Consider the following 17291-nt stretch of genomic DNA (forward strand, 5'->3'; position numbering starts at 1 on the left):
GGCTTGCCCCCCGTTTTGCGCCCGAAACCGCCGGACGCGCGCCGTATGCACGGCATATGGACGCGGTATGCCCGCGATATGGACGCATTATGTAGCCTCATTTTGGCCCTATGGCGGTTGACGAAAACGTCAGACCGGCGATTCATTCTCAAGCAGGAAATTGATGATAGGCTGAGCGGATGAATCGCCCGTCCGTTACCCATGTCGTGCTGGTTGATGGCACCTTCGCCTCGCTGATGGAGGGGCGCTCTTCCAATATCGGCCAGATCTACCGCCTGCTGCGCCCCCTTCGCGGGCGCTCTCTGCGTGTCCGCTATGCCGCCGGCCAACAGTGGGAGGCATGGAACAGCCTGCCCGATGTGGTCATGGGAAATGGCCTTGGCGGGCGCATCCGCGACGCCTATGGCTGGCTCGCCTCGGGCTATCGGCCCGGCGACCGGATCTACCTTCTGGGCTATTCCCGCGGTGCCTTCGCCATCCGCTCATTGGCAGCAATGATTGGCCGGATCGGCCTTCTGCGCCCGGAAGAAGCCACCGAACGCAATATCCGCCTGATCTGGCGCGCCTATCGCGATCAGGACGGCGCCGAGCAACTGGCCGAGATCCGCAGCCGCCTGTGTCACGCGCGCGCGCCGATCGAATTTCTGGGCGTTTTCGATACCGTCATGGCCCTTGGCATCCGCCTGCCGGTGCTGTGGATGCTGACCGAGCCGCGCTTCCGCTTCCATGACCAGCATCTCGGCCTCGACGTGCGGCGCGGCGTGCAGGCGCTGGCACTCAGCGAGACGCGGGCGGCCTTCCAGCCGATCCTCTGGGACAGCGCCGGCCACGATCCGGCGGCGATCACGCAGATGTGGTTCAGGGGCGCACATGCCGATATCGGCGGGCAATTGCTGGGCATGGACGCGGCGCGACCGCTGGCCAATATCCCGCTGGTCTGGATGCTCGACCAGGCCGAGGAGATGGGCCTGCCGCTGCCACGCGGCTGGCGCGCGCGCTTCCCGCGCGATGTCGAGGCACCCTCGGTCGGGAACTGGCGCGGCTGGGGCAAGGCCTTCCTGGCACGCTCGCCCCGCGTGGCCGGGATCGACATCAGCGAGGCGCTTCACCCCAGCGTGCCGCGCCCCTATGACGGCCCGGCGATCCTCGCCGGTCATCTGGCGTCAGACTCGGCCGAAGCGCAGCAATTTGGCACCGAAATGCTGCGCAAGCGCCGTCTGCGCCGCGCCGATCAGAGCTATCGTTAAAGCGAGCGGCCAGCCTCAGGCGGCCAGCCCGCTTTCCCGCAGACCCAGTTCGCGACAAACGGCCAGCGTCAGCTCGGGCTTGTTCAGCGTATAGAAATGCAGGTGCCCGACACCCCCCGCCTGCAATTCGCGGCAGAGCTTCACGCAAAGGTCCTGCGCCAGTTCGGCCTCGCCGTCCTTGCCGGCGGCCTCGAAGGCTTCGATGGCCCAGCCGGGAACCGAAGTGCCGCAGCGCGCGGCGAATTTGCGGGTGCCGGCCCAGCTTTGCACCGGCAGGATACCGGGCAGGATCGGCACGTCGATCCCCGCCGCCACGCAGGCATCGCGGAAGCGGAAGAAGGTGTCGGCGTCGAAGAAGAACTGCGTGATCGCCGAAGTCGCGCCGGCATCGACCTTGCGCTTCAGGAAGGCCACATCGGCGGGCGTGCCAGTCGAATCGGGGTGCGGCTCGGGATAGGCCCCGACGCGAATGGCGATGCCGCCACGCTTCGCAATCGCCCCGATCAGCTCAACTGACGAAGCAAACCCCTCGGGATGCGCGGTCCATTCGGCCTGTCCCTGCGGGGCATCGCCGCGCAGCGCCACGATCTCGCGCACGCCGGCGGCGGCATATTCCTCGACGATCTGCATGGTTTCCTCGCGGCTGGCATCGACGCAGGTCAGATGCGCGGCCACGTTCAGCCCATAGTGATTCGACAGCGCCGTGACCGCCTCATGGGTCAACTGCCGGGTGGTGCCGCCCGCGCCATAGGTGACCGAGACGAAATCCGGCCCCAGCGGCGCCAGCGCCCGCGCTGTTTCCCACAGCCGGAAGGACGCATCCAGATTGCGCGGCGGGAAGAATTCAAAGCTGACGGCAGGCGTGGACATGACGGGGTTCCTTTCGATCGCGCCCTTGTGCCAGATCGTGCGGCGTGAGACAAATTCATATTCCGCATGATTTTCATGAGAGCCATGCATCTAGAACTGCGCCATCTTCGCACCGTAAGGGCGATTCACCAACAGGGCGGGCTGGCCCGCGCCGCCGAGGTGCTCAACATCACCCAGTCGGCGCTGTCCCATCAGGTCAAGGCGCTGGAAGACCAGGTCGGGGTCGAGCTTTTCGTCCGCCGCTCGCGCCCGATGCGGCTCTCGGCGGCAGGAATGCGGCTGCTGCGTCTGGCCGAACAGGTGCTGCCGCTGATCGAGGCCGCCGAATCGGAGCTGAAGGGGGTCGAGGCAGGCCGCGTCGGCCAGCTTCACATCGCGCTCGAATGCCATGCCTGTTTCGACTGGCTGCTGCCGGTGCTGGACCAGTTCCGCCGGTCTTTCCCCGAGGTCGATCTGGACATCCGCCAACGCCTCGCCTTCACCGCCCTGCCGGCATTGCAGCGCGAAGAGGTCGATCTGGTCATCTCGATGGACCCCGACCCGCTGCCCGGCATCCATTTCGAACCGCTTTTCGACTACGCCCCGACGCTGGTCGTCCCCGCCGCTCATCCGCTGGCGGCGCGCGGCTTCGCCCGGCCCGAGGATCTGGCAGCGGAAAACCTGATCGTCTATCCGATGGATCGCGAAAGGCTGGATGTCTTTTCCGAATTCCTGATCCCGGCAGGGGTGGAACCCGCCCATGTCCGTCAGGTCGAACTGACCGATGTGACCCTGATGCTGGTCGCCGCCGGGCGCGGGGTCGCGGTCATGCCCGACTGGGTGCTGCGCCGCCATGCCGCGAACCCGGAACTGGCGCTTGTCCGGCTGACCGAAAAGGGCCTGCGCCGCCGCGCCTATGCCGCCATGCGCGAGGCCGACCGGCAATTGCCCTATATGGAGCTTTTCCTGCGCCTCGCCCGGACCGAGGGCGTGCGCGCCGGCCGGCCACTGTCGTAACGCAGCGGATTCGCCGGCGCGAATGCCTGCTATGGCTTCCCTTCGCGCGCCATTGGCCCTAAACGGCAGGCAAAGCCCAAAGCCAGACAGAATTGCAGGAGCGCCGGATGCAAAGCGCCAATATGAACGTGATGATCAAGGCCGCCCGCAAGGCCGGGCGCAGCCTCGTCAAGGATTTCCGCGAGGTCGAGAACCTGCAGGTCTCGGTCAAGGGGGCCGGCGATTTCGTCAGCCGCGCCGACAAGGAAGCCGAACGGATCATCAAGGAAGAACTGCGCACCGCCCGCCCCACCTATGGCTGGCTGGGCGAGGAAACCGGGACCGAGGCGGGCGAGGACCCGACCCGGCGCTGGATCGTCGATCCGCTGGACGGGACCACGAACTTCCTGCACGGGCTGCCGCATTGGGCGGTCTCGATCGCGCTGGAACACAAGGGCGAAGTCGTGGCCGGCGTCATCTTCGACGCTGCCAAGGACGAACTTTACCATGCCGAGAAGGGCAATGGCGCCTGGATGAACGGTCAGCGGCTGCGCGTCTCGGGCAGGCGGCAGATGATCGAATCGATCTTCGCCACCGGCATTCCCTTCGGCGCGCGCAAGACCCTGCCGGCGACGCTGAAGGATTTCGCCCGCATCTCGCCGCTGACCGCCGGCATTCGCAGCTATGGCTCGGCGGCGCTCGATCTGGCCTATGTCGCGGCGGGCCGCTTCGACGGTTACTGGGAGCGTTACGTGAACGCCTGGGACGTGGCCGCGGGCATCGTTCTGGTCAAGGAGGCCGGCGGCTTCATCGAGGCGATCCGCGGCGAAGGCCCCATCGCCGATGCCGGCAACCTCGTCTGCGCCAACCCGCAGCTTTTCCCCGAACTCGCCTCCATCGTGCGGACCTGGGACTGATGCATCGCTGGCCGGTCCGCGTCTATTATGAAGACACCGATCTCGCGGGGATCGTCTATTACGCCAATTACCTGAAATTCATCGAGCGCGCGCGCACCGAATGGACCCGCGCCATCGGCATCGACCAGACCCGCCTGAAGGTCGAGGAAGGCGCCGTCTTCGCCGTCCGCCGGGTCGAGGCCGATTACCTGCAATCCGCCGTCTTCGACGATGAACTCATCGTGACCACCGAACTGGCCCGCCTGACCCCGGCCCGGATCGAGCTTGACCAGAAGGTTCTGCGCGGCGACGCGGTGCTGTTTGCCGCTCGCGTGACGCTGGCCTGCCTTGGCCCGGACATGCGCCCGCGCCGGCTGCCCGCCGCTCTCGCCGCACTCATGCGAAGTTGAACGCCATTTCGTTGGTCGCCGGTCGCAACTTCTGCTAGAACGGCCGGCAAAGGCCGGAAATGGCCGCATCGTTACGGGCAGATTCATGGAACTCGACTTTTCGCTGATCGCGCTTTTCATGCGCGCCTCGCTGATCGTGAAGATCGTGATGGTGGTGCTGATCCTCGCCTCCTTCTGGTCCTGGGCGATCATCATCCAGAAGCTGCTGAAATTCGGCACCGCCCGGGCCGAAGCGTCGAAATTCGACCGCGCCTTCTGGTCGGGCGAACCGCTGGACGACCTTTACGACCGGATCGGGGAAAACCCGCGCGGCTCGGCAGAACGCATCTTCGCCGCCGGCATGGGCGAATGGCGCAAGTCGCAGGACGACCGGGGCGGGATGATCCCCGGCACCCAGCAACGCATCGACCGGGCCATGAACGTCGCCATCGGACGTGAAGAAGCGCGGCTGACGCGCGGGCTGTCCTTCCTGGCCACCATCGGCTCGACCGCGCCCTTCATCGGGCTTTTCGGCACCGTCTGGGGCATCAAGACCGCGTTCGAGCAGATCGCGATTGCACAGGATACCTCGCTGGCCGTGGTGGCACCCGGTATTGCCGAGGCGCTTCTGGCCACCGCGCTCGGCCTTCTGGCGGCGATCCCGGCGGTCATCTTCTACAACAAGTTCATCGCCGATGCCGACCGTCTGGGCGCGAATTACGAGAATTTCGCCGATGAATTCTCGACCATCCTGTCGCGCCAGCTGAACGAGGGCTGAGCCATGCAGGTCCAGTCCCGCAACCGGCCCGGACGACGCGGCCGCAGCCGCCGTCAGCCGATGGCGGAAATCAACGTCACCCCCTTTGTCGACGTGATGCTGGTGCTGCTGGTGATCTTCATGGTGGCCGCACCCCTGCTGACCGTGGGCGTGCCGCTGCAACTGCCGGAAACCGCCGCCAATGCCGTCGCCGCCGAGCCGCAGGAGCCGCTGACCATCTCGGTCCCGGCCACCGGTCCGCTCATGCTCATGGACGACAGCGTGGAGGAGGAAGAACTGGTCACCCGCCTGCGCGATCTGGCCGAAATTCGGCAATCGACGAAGATCTTCCTGCGCGCCGATGGCGGCATTCCCTACGGTCGCGTGGTGCAGGTGATGGGCGCGCTCAACGCCGCCGGCTTCAACGACATCGTGCTGGTGACCGACACCGGCGGGCCGCGGATGGACGGCTGATCCGATGCTGGATCCGCTTGAGGTTCAACATCAGGGGCAGGGCCGGGACCGCGCCGAACGGATCGGCATCTGGATCTCGGGGATGGCCCATACCGGACTGGTACTCTGGGCCATTGTCGGCGGGGCGCTGTTTGCGGCGCGCGAGAACCCGCCCCAGCAGATCGCCGATGTGACCACGATCTCGGCACAGGAATTCGACGAGTTGGCGGCGCGCTCTCGCGGGGCCGGGCCGGTCGGTCAGGCCGACGGTCAGGCACCGGAGCAGCCGCAGATGCCGGGCGATACCACCGCGCCCGAGGGGCCGGATCTGGCGCTGGAGGCCCCCCAGCCCGACAGCAATGCCGTGGCCCTGCCGCCGCCCGACCCGCAATCCGAGAACCGCCCCGATCTGAGCGATGTCGAAGCGCCGAACCCGCCGGTCGATGTCGCGACCATCGCCCCCGATCCCACCACCCCGCCCCGGGCCGAGCCTGTCCCCGACATGCCCGCCGCAGACAGCACCCCGGTGACCGAGACGCCAAGCCGCCCCGATGCGCCGCCGACGCCGGAACCGCCGCGTTCGGCACTGGCACTCGACGCCTCGCCACCACCGCCGGACCGGCCCGAAGGGCTGCGCGAAGCCGTGCTCGCCGCCCGTCGCGAGGCCGATGCCCAGACCGCCGCCGCCGCCGCGCAGGCCGAGGAGGAACGCCTTGCCGCACTGGCCCGCGAAGAAGCCGACCGCCAGATCGAGGCCGAAGCCGCCGCCGCCGCAGAACGCGACCGCATCGCCCGAGAGGCTGCGGCAGCCGAACAGGACCGCATCGCCCGCGAACAGGCCGAGGCGGAACGGCAGGAGCAGGAACGTCTGGCCGAAGCCGCCCGCCGCGCCGAAGAGGAACGACTGGCGGAGGAAGCCCGGCAGGAGCAGGAGCGTCTGGAACGCGAGCGCCTCGAACAGGAGCGGCTCGAACAGGAGCGGCTCGAACAGGAGCGTCTGGCCGAAGAAGCCCGACAGCGCGAAGCCGAGCGGCTGGCGGACGAAGCCCGCCGGGCCGAAGCAGCCCGCCGCGCCGAACAGCAGCGGCTGGAGCGCGAGGCAGCCGAGCGTGCCGAACAGGAACGTCAGGCCGCCGCCGAGGCCGAGCTCGCCCTTCGGGACGCTCTGGCCGAGCAACTGGCCGAGGAAGCGCGCCTGCAACGCGAGGCCGCACTGGCCGAGGAAGCCACCCCCAGCCCCGTCGATGGCAATGCGCCCGAGGGGACGGGCGAAGGCGGCGGCTCGGACATTCTGACCGATGCGCTGAACGAGGCCGGCGCCTCCGCCATCGACCCCGACCAGTTGGACGACGCGCTTGCCGATGCCATGGGCGTGACCCGCCCGTCCGAAATCGTGCGCGACCTGTCGGTCGAAATCGCCTCGGTCCCGATGACCGAGGCCGAGAAGGACGGGTTCCGCAGCGCCGTTCAGGAATGCTGGAGCGCCTCGACCCTGTCTCTGGTCGCGATGGACACCCGCGTCGTCGTCGGCTTCGCCATGGATCGCGCCGGCCTGCCCGACCCGGACAGTTTCCGCATCGTCGGCGCCCCCGATGCCGACCCGGCCCGCCAGCAGCTCTATGAGGTCGCGCGCCGCAACCTGATCCGCTGCGCCAAGGGCGGCTATCTGCTGCCGCCCGAGAAATACAACGAATGGGACGATATCGAGATGACCTTCTCCCCCTCCGGTGTGGAGCGGATCGAATGAGGGCGCATCTGGCCCTGATCCTGGCGGCGCTGCTGCTGGCACCCGCAGGCGCGGCGCTGGCGCAGGACGAACCGCTGCGCATCGAGATCACCGAAGGTACGATGGCACCCATGCCCATCGCCCTGCGGATCGAGGCCGAGGGCGAGGCCGTGGCACTGGCCGCCGAAATCACCGGCGTGATCGAGGCGGACCTGACCGGCACCGGCCTGTTCACCCTGGCCGAGATCCGGGACCTGCCCGACACCCGCTTCGACCGGGCGGTCGATTATGTCGGCTGGAAGGCGACCGATACCGAGGCTCTGGTGACCGGCTCGGTCAGTGCCGAGGGCGACAAGATCGTGGTCCGCTTCCGGCTTTTCGACATCTTCGCCGGCCAGCCGCTTGGCGACGGGATGCAACTCGACGCCCCGCGCGCCGGCTGGCGGCGGGCGGCACACAAGATCGCCGATCAGATCTATGCCCGAATCACCGGCGAAGCGCCCTATTTCGACAGCCGCATCGCCTTTATCGGCGAAAGCGGTCCGGCAACGGCGCGCATCAAGCGCGTCGGCGTGATGGACGCGGACGGGGCCGATGTGAAATGGCTGACCGCCGGCGGCGAGCTGGCGCTGTCGCCGCGCTTTTCGCCGGACGGGCGGACGGTGCTCTATACCAGCTTCGCCAGCGGGATGCCGCAGATCATGGCGATGGACGTGGAATCGGTGCGGGCGCTGCCGCTCACTTCGGACCCGCGCGCCATGAGCTTCGCGCCGCGCTATTCGCCCGATGGCCAATGGATCGCCTTTTCGCGCGAAACCGCCGGCAATACCGATATCTGGATCATGCAGGTCGGAAATCCGCGCTTTTCCAAGCCGTTGACGCAAGGCCCCTCGATCGACACGGCACCGTCATGGTCGCCCGATGGCCGCCAGATCGTCTTCGAAAGCGACCGTTCCGGCAATTCGCAGCTTTACATCATGCGCGCCGATGGCAGCGATCCGGTGCGGATCTCGTTCGGCGAGGGCGGCGGCTATGGCGAACCGGCATGGTCGCCGCGCGGCGACCGCATCGCCTTCACCCGGCATGGCCGGCAGGGCTCTGCCATCGGGATCATGCGCCCCGACGGCTCGGACGAGCGGCTCCTGACCGAGGGGCCGGGCGATGCCGGGCCAAGCTGGGCGCCGAATGGCCGTGTGCTCATCTTCACACGCCAGCCGGATGAAGAAGGGTCGGCACAATTGCATTCAGTGGACATCACCGGGCGAAACATGCGACCTGTAGCGCTGAATGATGCGGCATCCGACCCCGCCTGGGGGCCGTTGCTGCCGTGAGACTGGTCGAGGGAAAGAGTGATGCGCCTCAAACTTGCACTCGTTGCCGCCGTTCTGGCGCTGGCGGCCTGTAACATGCCGGCGGATCCGCCAGTGGTTTCCGCCCCGGTGACCGATCCCTATGTCACCGATGCCGGCGGCAATGCCGTCTATCTGGGCGATGTGAACAAGCCCGGATCGCGCCTGCCGGGCGATCCCGCCGCCGATACCGCGCCCGACGCGCAATTCGCCGCTGTCGGCAACACCGTCTATTTCGCCGAGAACGAGGCGACGCTGTCCGACGATGCCCGCCAGACCCTGACCCGTCAGGCCGCCTGGCTGGTCCAGAATGCCGGCGCCACCGCCATGGTCGAAGGCCATGCGGATGAACCCGGAACGCGCGAATTCAACCTCGCCCTCGGCGCGCGCCGGGCGACCTCGGTCCGCGAATATCTGGTCGCCAAGGGGGTCGAGGCCGGACGCATCCAGACCGTCTCCTTCGGCAAGGAACGCCCCGCCTCGATCTGCGCCTCGGAAGCGTCCTGTCTGGCGCGCAACCGCCGCGCCGTGACCGCCGTCAGCCAGAGCCAGGCAGGCGTCTGATGCGTCCGCTTCTGCTTGCGGCACTGATGGCCGGGCTTGCCGGGCCGCTGGCCGCGCAGGAGGCGGTTCCATCGGGCGATCTCGTCATCGACGACCCGACGCTGGCCGAGGGGCTGGAGGCATTGCCGCCCGACGATCTCGCCGCCACCGTCGAGGCCGAGAATGCCGCCGCCCAGCCACAGGTCGATGCGGCGACGCTGGCGGACATGCAGGCGGCGCTGCGCGCGGTTTCGGCCGATCTTCAGGCGCTGCGGGCCGAGCTTCTGGCCTCGGGTGCCAGCGGTTTCGCGGCGGCGGGTGGCGACAGCGCCATCGACCGCATGAACGCGATGGAAGCCCAGATCGCGGAACTGACCGACCGCACGGAACAACTGTCCAACCGCATCAAGCGCATCGTGGCCGATGGCAGCAACCGCATCGGCGATGTCGAATTCCGCCTGTGCGAGATGGACCCAAGCTGCGACCTCGGCGCGCTGATGACCGCCGAGCTTGGCCGGCAGGGCGGGCTGATCGCCCCCGGTGGCGGCGAGGCGATGCCCCGGCCCAGGAATTCCTATGTCAACGCGATGCCCCTTCCACCGATGGCCGAACCCGCCCCCGGCATGCCGCCGCCGACCGAGGAGGAGGAGCGCGAACTCGCTGCAGCCAATGATCTGGTCATTGCCGGGAAATGGGCCGAGGCCATTGCCGTATTGGATCACCTTGTCAGCAGCCATGCCGGCGGCCCGTTGACGGTCGACGCACTCTATCTGCGCGGCATTGCCCAGACCTCCAACCTCCAGCCGGAAGCGGCGGCGCAATCCTGGCTGATGGCCTTTTCCGCCGCCCCTGACGGGCCGCACGCCGCCGCCAGCCTGATGGCGCTGTCGCGCGTCATGGGGGCGCTCGACACGCCCGCCGATGCCTGCCCCTATCTGGCCGAACTGATCCGCCGCTTCCCCGATGCACCCGAAGCCGCCGAAGCCGCTCTGGCCGCCGAGGCCGCGGCCTGCCCCTCGGCGGAGGGGGAGGGTGCAGACTGATCCCGACGCGCTGGAAGCCGCCGCCTTCGCGGCGCTCGACCGGCTGGCGGACGGGCTTCCGGGTCTCGGCATTGCGCTGTCCGGCGGGGGCGATTCGGTCGCGCTCATGCATCTTGCCGCCCGTTGGGCCAGGGGTCGTAATATCCGGCTGGCAGCGGCCACGGTCGATCACGGCCTGCGCCCGGAATCGGCGGCGGAGGCGGCTACGGCAGGACAGGCGGCAGCGGCGCTCGGCCTCGATCATGCGGTTCTGCGATGGGATGGCAGCGGCAGCGGCAACCTGATGGACCGGGCGCGGCGGGCGCGGCTGCGGCTGCTGGCGGACTGGGCGCGGGCGCAGGGGCTGGCGGCACTGGCGCTTGGCCATACGCGCGACGATCAGGCCGAAACCCTGCTGATGCGGCTGATGCGCGGCGCCGGGATCGACGGGCTCTCGGCAATGGCCCCGCGCCGCGAGGCCGAAGGGATGCTCTGGCTGCGGCCGCTGCTCGATCTCGGGCGCGAGGATCTGCGGCACTGGCTGCGACATATCGGCGCAAGCTGGGTCGAAGACCCCACCAATGACGATCCCCGCTTCGACCGGGTGCGCATCCGGCAGGCCATGACCGGGCTGGGGCTGGAGGCGCAGGCACTGGCGCTCTCGGCACGCCATCTGGCGCAGGCGCGGGTGGCGCTGAATGACGGGCTGGCGCCCTTGCTGTCCACCGCCGGGGTCCGGCTGGGGTCGCTCAGCCTCGATGGCAGGGGATTCGCGGCCCTGCCGGCGGAACAGCGCCGGCGGCTGATTCTTGCCGGCATCGCCTTCGTGACCGGCGCCGATTATCCGCCGCGCCGCACCGGAACCGAACACGCCCTTGCCGAACTGGCCGCAGGCCGGCGGGTCACGCTGGATGGCGCGCTGCTCGACCCCGGCCCCCGGATGCTGATCCATCGCGAGGCCGGTGCCGCGACAGGTGCCCGGCTGGATGGCGACATCTGGGATAACCGTTGGAAAATCAGCGGATTGCGCGCCACCGACCGCGTCGGGGCCCTGGCGGATCGGGTCAGCGCCTTCGACTGGCGCGCGGCCGGTCTGACCCATCTCGAAGCGCAGGCCCTGCCGGCGGTGCAGCGGGGCGATGATCTTCATTGCCCGGCAATTGCACCGCAGGATGGGCTGGTCGCCTTGCCCATTCGTGATAGTATTGGGCTGATCGAATACCGCTTGGGCATTGAACCCCGCCCCTGAATCCCTATTTTCACGGCAAACATTCCCGCCGGAGGAGAGCCCTTTGGGTAATACACGCAATATCGCCTTCTGGGTTGTCCTGTTCCTGATGATCCTGATGCTGTTCAACCTGTTCAGCGATGGCGCAACGCAGATGGGCAACGGACAGCTCAGCTATTCCGAGTTCGTTCAGCGGGTGGAGAAGGACGAGGTCTCCTCGGCCGTGATCGACGGCGAGGAAATCCAGTTCCGCACCAATGACGGCAAGCAATACACCACCGTCCGCCCCCAGGGCGAGGAAATCGCCGACATGCTGATCGCCAATGACGTCGAGGTGAACGTCAAGAAGCAGCAGCAATCGGTGTTCATGTCCTTCCTCGGCGTCTGGCTGCCCTTCATCCTGCTGATCGGGGTCTGGATCTTCTTCATGAACCGGATGCAGGGCGGCGGCAAAGGCGGGGCGATGGGCTTCGGCAAGTCCCGCGCCAAGCTGCTGACCGAGAAACATGGCCGCGTGACCTTCGACGACGTGGCCGGCATCGACGAGGCCAAGGAAGAACTGGAAGAAATCGTCGAATTCCTGCGCAACCCGCAGAAGTTCAGCCGCCTCGGCGGCAAGATCCCGAAAGGCGCGCTGCTGGTCGGCCCTCCGGGCACCGGCAAGACCCTGCTCGCCCGCGCCATCGCCGGCGAGGCGGGCGTGCCCTTCTTCACCATCTCGGGCTCTGATTTCGTGGAAATGTTCGTGGGTGTCGGCGCATCCCGCGTCCGCGACATGTTCGAACAGGCGAAGAAATCCGCCCCCTGCATCGTCTTCATCGACGAGATCGACGCCGTCGGCCGCGCCCGTGGCGTCGGCATCGGCGGCGGCAATGACGAACGCGAACAGACCCTGAACCAGCTTCTCGTCGAGATGGACGGCTTCGACGCCAATGAAGGCGTCATCATCATCGCCGCCACCAACCGCAAGGACGTGCTCGACCCCGCGCTGCTGCGCCCGGGCCGCTTCGACCGCCAGATCCATGTCCCGAACCCCGACATCAAGGGCCGCGAGAAGATCCTCGGCGTTCATGCCAAGAAGGTGCCGCAAGGCCCCGATGTCGACCTGCGCATCATCGCCCGCGGCACGCCCGGTTTCTCGGGCGCCGACCTGATGAACCTGGTGAACGAGGCCGCGCTGATGGCGGCCCGCATCGGTCGGCGCTTCGTGACCATGGAAGATTTCGAGAATGCGAAGGACAAGGTCATGCTGGGCGTCGAACGCCGCTCCATGGTGCTGACGCCCGAGCAGAAGGAAAAGACCGCCTATCACGAGGCTGGCCATGCCATTGTCGGCCTGTCGTTGCCGAAATGCGACCCGGTCTACAAGGCCACGATCATCCCGCGCGGCGGCGCGCTTGGCATGGTCGTCAGCCTGCCCGAGATGGACCGGCTGAACTTCCACAAGGACGAGGCCAAGGAAAAACTGGCCATGACCATGGCCGGCAAGGCAGCCGAGATCATCAAGTATGGCGAAGAAGGCGTGTCGAACGGCCCCGCCGGCGACATCCAGCAGGCCTCGGCCTTGGCGCGGGCGATGGTCATGCGTTGGGGCATGTCCGACAAGGTCGGCAATATCGACTATGCCGAAGCGCATGAGGGCTATTCCGGCAATACCGGCGGCTTCTCGGTCTCGGCGGCGACGAAAGAGCTGATCGAACAGGAAGTCCATGACCTGATCGAGGAAGGCTATCACACCGCCCACCGCATCCTGACCGAGAAGAACGAGGAATTCGAGCGTCTGGCCCAGGGCCTGCTGGAATACGAAACCCTGACCGGCGAGGAAATCGGCAAGGTCGTGCGCGGCGAACAACTCGGCGGCGACGACGACACACCGTCTTCGGGGATCCCGCAGGTGACCTCGATCCCGAAGGCGGGGCGTGGCGCAGCGGATGGCGGCGCGCCGGTGCCGCAGCCCTGATCAGCTTGGAAAGAAACTGAAAAAGCCCCGGTTCGACAACCGGGGCTTTTTCATTCTTGCCCGTATTTTTATCAGATCACCATCAGGACCGATGCCCCCACGACAAGCGCGATGGCAAATCCCAGATTGATAAACACGCCAAGCTTGTCCATGGCGTTTCCTTTCGATGCGGCAGCTGGCCGCGTTCAGACGATGAAGGCGAACGCGGGCACATGACCAAGGTTCCGTAACGGAAACGTCATCCGTCGCATCGCGGCATTTTCGCCACGCTTCGCGCTTGCGTCACCGCCGCCAAGCGGGCATGAACACGCCCATGACCCATGACGATATTCCGGATATGGCGGCGCTGCGGCTGCGTATCGATGCCCTCGACGCGCGACTGATCGCGCTTCTCGCGGAACGCTCGGCCCTGATCGACCGCGCCGCCGAGATCAAGGCCCGCGACGGCCTGCCGGCCCGGATCGATTCGCGGGTCGAGGAAGTCGCCGCCCTGGCCCGCAGCCGCGCGGCTGAGGCGGGGTTCAGCCCCGATCTTGCCGAAAGGTTGTGGCGGCTGATGATGGAACATTTCATCGCGCAGGAAGATGCGCAACTTGGGGGCAAGAATGGTGGCAACCAGGATCGACGGTAAGGCCTTTGCGGCTGACCTCCGGACGAAGATCGCCGCGCAGGTCGCGGTGCTGAAGGCGGAACATGGCATCACCCCCGGCCTGGCCGTGGTGCTGGTCGGCGAAGACCCGGCCAGTCAGGTCTATGTCGCCTCGAAGGGCAAGCAGACCAAGGCCGCCGGGATGAACTCCTACGAATACCGTCTGGACACCGATGCCAGCCAGGCCGAATTGCTGGCGTTGATAGGGCGGCTGAATGCCGACCGCGATGTGCATGGCATTCTGGTGCAACTGCCCCTGCCCGCCCATATCGACGAAGCCGAGGTCATCAACGCCATCGCCGTCAAGAAGGATGTGGACGGCTTCACCGTGGCCAATGCCGGGCGGCTGGCGACCGGGCAGAAGGCCATGGTGCCCTGCACGCCGCTGGGCTGCCTGATGCTGCTGCGCGACCGGCTGGGCGATCTCTCGGGCAAGGAGGCCGTGGTGATCGGGCGCTCCAACATCGTCGGCAAGCCGATGGCCGCGCTGCTTCTGGGCGACAATGCCACCGTGACCATGGCGCATTCCCGCACCAGGGACCTGCCCGATGTGGTGCGCCGAGCCGATATCGTCATCGCCGCCGTGGGCCGTCCGCAGATGGTCAAGGGCGACTGGATCAAGCCCGGCGCCACCGTAATCGACGTAGGCATCAACCGCACCGAGGCCGGGCTGGTCGGCGACGTGGATTACGACAGCGTGGCGCAGGTGGCGGGTGCCGTGACCCCGGTTCCCGGCGGCGTCGGCCCGATGACCATCGCCTGCCTTCTGGCCAATACCCTGACCGCCTGCTGCCGGGCGAATGAGTTGCCGGACCCGGAAGGGCTGGTGCTCTGACCCCGAAGCCGGCACCGCGTCAGGCGACGGTCGCCGCGTATCGACGGCATATGCACAGGGTATGCACGGGATATGGACGGGTTATGACCGCCGCTTTTGCCGCTCAAAGCGCATTTCTCGGCATCGGCAATTCGCCCCGGTTATAGGGGCCCCAATCCTCGATATCGGGATAGAACTGCCGCCGCCACGCCCTGACACGCGGGTTCATCCGCCGCCGCCAGAGTGGCGGAATCATCGCCACAAAGGTCATCCCCGGATAGCCGTAAGGCAGTTGCGGGGCCTCGTCCTCGTCATAAGTCTGCAACAGAGGGAAGCGGCGATCCGGCTTGTAGTGATGGTCCGAATGGCGTTGCAGATTGATGAGCAACCAGTTCGAGACCCGATGCGATGCGTTCCAGCTGTGACGCGGCAGGACATGCTCGTATCTGCCCTCGCCCAGATGGCGGCGGGTCAGGCCGTAATGCTCGACGTAATTGGTCAGCTCAAGCTGCCAGATCGCGGCGAAAGCCTGCCAGATGAACAGCAAAAGCCCTTGCCAGCCGCCCAGCCAAAGCGCCAGCCCCAGCATCGCGAGTTGCAGAAAACCATAGCGCCAGAACGGGTTGCGCCGATCCGTCACCCCTCGCCCGGCCCGCGCCAGCCTGTTCCGCTCGGCCCGCCAGGCGCTCTGCGGCCCTTCGGTCAGGACCCGCCAGAAGAAGCGGTGAAAGCCCTCGTTATAACGCGCCGAGACCGCATCGCGCGGCGTGCCGACCCAGGAATGATGGACCAGAAGATGCTCGGTCCGGAAATGCGAATAGAGGGTCGAGGCCAGCAGAAGATCGCCCAGGCCCCGCTCCCATGCGGGGCGCTGATGCAGCAATTCATGGGCATAGACCATGCCGATCGTGCCGCTGGCGACACCGAGCCCGAAGAACAGGCCCAGCTTCTCCCAGCCCGACAGGTCCGAATGCACCGCATACCAGATCAACCCGAAGATCAGGCAAAGCTGGACCGGCGCCCAGATCACGGTGATGGCCCGATACCAGAACAACTGTTCCAGCGGGGTTTCGGTATCGGGGTTATCCTCGTTCAACCCCAGCACCAGATCCAGCCCGGTGACCAGATACCACGCATAGCCCGGCATCAGCACCCACCACCAGCCGCCAAGCCCGGCAGCCAGCACCGCCAGCGGCACCAGCCCGAGCGACATCCAGAACGGCAAAGCGGTGCGAAACCCGTGATCCATACCCGCTTATAGACCCCCACCCGACGCCGCGAAACTGCGACAAAACGCAGCCACGCATCCCTGGCACCGAATTATCTCTCGGTCCGGCGCCGAACCCCGGCACAAAACTGCACCCGATTTCATAAGCCTAAGCTATCCAGCCCAACCCGCTTTCAGGCCCCGAGGCACCACCGCATGACCGCCTTCTGCGCATGAAGGCGATTCTCGGCCTCATCGAAGACCACCGAATGCGGCCCGTCCATGACCGCGCTCGTCGCCTCGTCATTGCGATGCGCGGGCAGGCAATGCATGAACAGCGCGTCGGGCTTGGCATGGGACATCAGCTCCTCGTTCACCTGATACCCCCGCAACTGGTTATGCCGCCGCTCCTTGGCCGATTCGGGATCGTGCATCGACACCCAGGTATCGGTGACAACCAGATCGGCGCCCGCAACCGCCTTGTGGGGATCGCGTTCGATCAGCGCCTGCACCCCTTGGGCGCGGGCGAAATCGATCCATTCCGGCTCGGGGTCGAGGGTCTTCGGGCCGGTGAAAGTGAAGTCGAAGCCGAATTGCCCGGCGGCATGCAGGAAGCTGGCGCAGACATTGTTGCCGTCGCCCGACCAGACCACCTTCTTGCCGGCGATGGGGCCGCGATGTTCCTCATAGGTCAGGATATCGGCCATGATCTGGCAGGGATGGGTGCGATTGGTCAGCCCGTTGATGACCGGCACAGAGGCATATTCGGCCATCTCATGCAGCGTCGCTTCCTCAAACGTGCGGATCATGATCAGGTCGACATAGCGCGACAGCACGCGGGCGGTATCGGCGATGGTCTCGCCGTGACCGAGCTGCATTTCCTTGCCGGAAAGCACCATGGTCTGCCCGCCCATCTGGCGCACACCGACATCGAAACTGACCCGGGTGCGGGTCGAGGGCTTCTCGAAGATCAGCGCCACCATCCGCCCGGCAAGCGGCAACTCGTCATCGGGCATGCCCTTGGGACGACCCTGGCGGGCGATCTTCATGGCATGGGCATTGTCGATGATCTGCCGGAGATCGGCCTTGTCGGTGGTATGAATGTCGAGAAAATGCTTCATCTGTCTGTCTTTCGGCTGGATCGGGCCAGCAAGCCCATATGTGACGGCGGGGTCAAGAGGGCGAGGCATTGGGGGCGGAAAGCGT

Annotated in this window: 17 protein-coding genes; 14 read left to right on the forward strand and 3 right to left on the reverse strand. The window is 66.7% G+C overall.

All coding sequences use genetic code 11. The features are described from left to right. The first annotated feature begins 179 nt into the window (after positions 1 to 179). The gene (locus tag Q0330_RS08785) at positions 180 to 1247 is read left to right on the forward strand and encodes a DUF2235 domain-containing protein (protein ID WP_299477446.1); all 1068 of its coding nucleotides are present in this window, start codon (positions 180 to 182) and stop codon (positions 1245 to 1247) included. Between the two features lie 15 nt (positions 1248 to 1262). On the opposite strand, the gene metF is transcribed toward Q0330_RS08785, so the two are convergent. Beyond that, a complete protein-coding gene (gene metF / locus Q0330_RS08790) occupies positions 1263 to 2117 on the reverse strand; it encodes a methylenetetrahydrofolate reductase [NAD(P)H] (RefSeq protein ID WP_299477448.1) in 855 nt (284 codons plus the stop codon). A gap of 84 nt (positions 2118 to 2201) precedes the next feature. On the opposite strand from metF, the gene Q0330_RS08795 reads away from it, so the two are divergent. From Q0330_RS08795 to folD, 13 genes are all read left to right on the forward strand, one after another. Then, a complete protein-coding gene (locus Q0330_RS08795; RefSeq protein WP_299477450.1) occupies positions 2202 to 3113 on the forward strand; it encodes a LysR family transcriptional regulator in 912 nt (303 codons plus the stop codon). A 107-nt stretch (positions 3114 to 3220) separates the two neighbouring features. Further along, positions 3221 to 4009: an inositol monophosphatase family protein gene (locus tag Q0330_RS08800; RefSeq protein WP_299477452.1), complete on the forward strand. Its 789-nt coding sequence runs from the start codon at positions 3221 to 3223 to the stop codon at positions 4007 to 4009. Further along, the gene (gene ybgC / locus Q0330_RS08805; RefSeq protein ID WP_299477629.1) at positions 4006 to 4398 is read left to right on the forward strand and encodes a tol-pal system-associated acyl-CoA thioesterase; all 393 of its coding nucleotides are present in this window, start codon (positions 4006 to 4008) and stop codon (positions 4396 to 4398) included. The genes Q0330_RS08800 and ybgC overlap by 4 nt, the downstream gene beginning before the upstream one ends. Before the next feature lie 85 nt (positions 4399 to 4483). Further along, positions 4484 to 5155 carry a protein TolQ gene (tolQ, locus tag Q0330_RS08810; protein WP_299477454.1) on the forward strand — a complete coding sequence of 224 codons (672 nt, stop codon included), beginning with the start codon at positions 4484 to 4486 and terminating at the stop codon, positions 5153 to 5155. A gap of 3 nt (positions 5156 to 5158) precedes the next feature. Next, positions 5159 to 5608, forward strand: a complete 450-nt coding sequence (locus Q0330_RS08815; RefSeq protein WP_299477456.1) for an ExbD/TolR family protein — start codon at positions 5159 to 5161, stop codon at positions 5606 to 5608. A 4-nt stretch (positions 5609 to 5612) separates the two neighbouring features. Further along, positions 5613 to 7334, forward strand: a complete 1722-nt coding sequence (locus Q0330_RS08820; RefSeq protein ID WP_299477459.1) for a hypothetical protein — start codon at positions 5613 to 5615, stop codon at positions 7332 to 7334. Next, positions 7331 to 8644 carry a Tol-Pal system beta propeller repeat protein TolB gene (gene tolB / locus Q0330_RS08825; protein ID WP_299477462.1) on the forward strand — a complete coding sequence of 438 codons (1314 nt, stop codon included), beginning with the start codon at positions 7331 to 7333 and terminating at the stop codon, positions 8642 to 8644. The genes Q0330_RS08820 and tolB overlap by 4 nt, the downstream gene beginning before the upstream one ends. Before the next feature lie 21 nt (positions 8645 to 8665). Next, positions 8666 to 9226 (forward strand): OmpA family protein, encoded by a 561-nt coding sequence (locus tag Q0330_RS08830; protein WP_299477465.1) that lies wholly within the window; start codon positions 8666 to 8668, stop codon positions 9224 to 9226. Further along, positions 9226 to 10248: a tol-pal system protein gene (locus Q0330_RS08835; RefSeq protein WP_299477468.1), complete on the forward strand. Its 1023-nt coding sequence runs from the start codon at positions 9226 to 9228 to the stop codon at positions 10246 to 10248. Before Q0330_RS08830 ends, Q0330_RS08835 begins: the two co-directional genes overlap by 1 nt. Then, entirely contained in the window at positions 10238 to 11476 is a 1239-nt protein-coding gene (gene tilS, locus Q0330_RS08840) for a tRNA lysidine(34) synthetase TilS (RefSeq protein ID WP_299477471.1), read from the forward strand. Before Q0330_RS08835 ends, tilS begins: the two co-directional genes overlap by 11 nt. A 43-nt stretch (positions 11477 to 11519) precedes the next feature. After that, entirely contained in the window at positions 11520 to 13415 is a 1896-nt protein-coding gene (ftsH, locus tag Q0330_RS08845) for an ATP-dependent zinc metalloprotease FtsH (RefSeq protein ID WP_299477474.1), read from the forward strand. A 301-nt stretch (positions 13416 to 13716) separates the two neighbouring features. Beyond that, positions 13717 to 14046: a chorismate mutase gene (locus tag Q0330_RS08850; RefSeq protein WP_299477477.1), complete on the forward strand. Its 330-nt coding sequence runs from the start codon at positions 13717 to 13719 to the stop codon at positions 14044 to 14046. Beyond that, the gene (folD, locus tag Q0330_RS08855; protein WP_299477480.1) at positions 14021 to 14899 is read left to right on the forward strand and encodes a bifunctional methylenetetrahydrofolate dehydrogenase/methenyltetrahydrofolate cyclohydrolase FolD; all 879 of its coding nucleotides are present in this window, start codon (positions 14021 to 14023) and stop codon (positions 14897 to 14899) included. The genes Q0330_RS08850 and folD overlap by 26 nt, the downstream gene beginning before the upstream one ends. A gap of 103 nt (positions 14900 to 15002) precedes the next feature. Here folD and Q0330_RS08860 read toward each other — a convergent pair whose 3' ends face one another. Continuing rightward, positions 15003 to 16127: an alkane 1-monooxygenase gene (locus Q0330_RS08860; protein WP_299477483.1), complete on the reverse strand. Its 1125-nt coding sequence runs from the start codon at positions 16125 to 16127 to the stop codon at positions 15003 to 15005. 152 nt (positions 16128 to 16279) lie between these two features. Continuing rightward, a complete protein-coding gene (gene argF, locus Q0330_RS08865; protein WP_299477486.1) occupies positions 16280 to 17206 on the reverse strand; it encodes an ornithine carbamoyltransferase in 927 nt (308 codons plus the stop codon). Positions 17207 to 17291 lie beyond the last annotated feature (85 nt).

Source organism: uncultured Paracoccus sp. (assembly GCF_937873615.1).
Taxonomy (GTDB): Bacteria; Pseudomonadota; Alphaproteobacteria; order Rhodobacterales; family Rhodobacteraceae; genus Paracoccus.

What these genes read in the sequence shown, in the direction of transcription:
- Q0330_RS08820 (WP_299477459.1), top strand. Translation starts at nt 5,613, where the DNA reads ATGCTGGATCCGCTTGAGGTTCAACATCAGGGGCAGGGCCGGGACCGC.
- Q0330_RS08815 (WP_299477456.1), top strand. Translation starts at nt 5,159, where the DNA reads ATGCAGGTCCAGTCCCGCAACCGGCCCGGACGACGCGGCCGCAGCCGC.
- Q0330_RS08860 (WP_299477483.1), bottom strand. Translation starts at nt 16,127, where the DNA reads ATGGATCACGGGTTTCGCACCGCTTTGCCGTTCTGGATGTCGCTCGGG.
- tolB (WP_299477462.1), top strand. Translation starts at nt 7,331, where the DNA reads ATGAGGGCGCATCTGGCCCTGATCCTGGCGGCGCTGCTGCTGGCACCC.
- Q0330_RS08785 (WP_299477446.1), top strand. Translation starts at nt 180, where the DNA reads ATGAATCGCCCGTCCGTTACCCATGTCGTGCTGGTTGATGGCACCTTC.
- Q0330_RS08850 (WP_299477477.1), top strand. Translation starts at nt 13,717, where the DNA reads ATGAACACGCCCATGACCCATGACGATATTCCGGATATGGCGGCGCTG.
- folD (WP_299477480.1), top strand. Translation starts at nt 14,021, where the DNA reads ATGGTGGCAACCAGGATCGACGGTAAGGCCTTTGCGGCTGACCTCCGG.
- Q0330_RS08835 (WP_299477468.1), top strand. Translation starts at nt 9,226, where the DNA reads ATGCGTCCGCTTCTGCTTGCGGCACTGATGGCCGGGCTTGCCGGGCCG.
- Q0330_RS08795 (WP_299477450.1), top strand. Translation starts at nt 2,202, where the DNA reads ATGCATCTAGAACTGCGCCATCTTCGCACCGTAAGGGCGATTCACCAA.
- argF (WP_299477486.1), bottom strand. Translation starts at nt 17,206, where the DNA reads ATGAAGCATTTTCTCGACATTCATACCACCGACAAGGCCGATCTCCGG.
- Q0330_RS08800 (WP_299477452.1), top strand. Translation starts at nt 3,221, where the DNA reads ATGCAAAGCGCCAATATGAACGTGATGATCAAGGCCGCCCGCAAGGCC.
- tolQ (WP_299477454.1), top strand. Translation starts at nt 4,484, where the DNA reads ATGGAACTCGACTTTTCGCTGATCGCGCTTTTCATGCGCGCCTCGCTG.
- Q0330_RS08830 (WP_299477465.1), top strand. Translation starts at nt 8,666, where the DNA reads ATGCGCCTCAAACTTGCACTCGTTGCCGCCGTTCTGGCGCTGGCGGCC.
- metF (WP_299477448.1), bottom strand. Translation starts at nt 2,117, where the DNA reads ATGTCCACGCCTGCCGTCAGCTTTGAATTCTTCCCGCCGCGCAATCTG.